The organism is Clostridium ragsdalei P11 (assembly GCF_001675165.1).
Lineage (GTDB): Bacteria > Bacillota > Clostridia > Clostridiales > Clostridiaceae > Clostridium_B > Clostridium_B ragsdalei.
Genome location: NZ_LROS01000078.1, coordinates 1 through 545 on the forward strand (window position 1 = coordinate 1; position 545 = coordinate 545).

Below are 545 nucleotides of genomic sequence, written 5' to 3' on the forward strand. Positions count from 1 at the left end.
TACCTTAAGTACTTAACCTTGCTGCATATCGTAACTCGCTGGCTCGTTCTACAAAAAGCACGCCGTCGTACTTTACGTACTTCGACTGTTTGTGGACACACGGTTTCAGGTTCTATTTCACTCCCCTCCCGGGGTTCTTTTCACCTTTCCCTCACGGTACTCCTTCTCTATCGGTCACCAGGTAGTATTTAGCCTTGGGAGGTGGTCCTCCCTGTTTCCCACAAGGTTTCTCGTGTCTCGTGGTACTCTGGATTAGATCTGGCTGCTCTTTGCTTTCATTTACAGGGCTTTTACCTTCTCCGGCGGAGCCTTCCAGCTCTCTTCAATTAACACTTCACAGTATTTATGACCTATCCGCAACCCCAGGCACAAGTTCCTGGTTTGGGCTCTTTCCCGTTCGCTCGCCGCTACTTAGGAAATCGATGTTTCTTTCTCTTCCTCCGGGTACTTAGATGTTTCAGTTCCCCGGGTTTGCCTCTACAAACCTATGTATTCAGTTTGCAGTACCTAGCGTTATCTAGGTGGGTTTCCCCATTCGGATATCT

The 545-nt window shown here is 48.4% G+C and carries 1 rRNA gene; it reads right to left on the bottom strand.

The features are described from left to right. Positions 1–545 (bottom strand): 23S ribosomal RNA (locus tag CLRAG_RS19410); the annotation flags it as partial.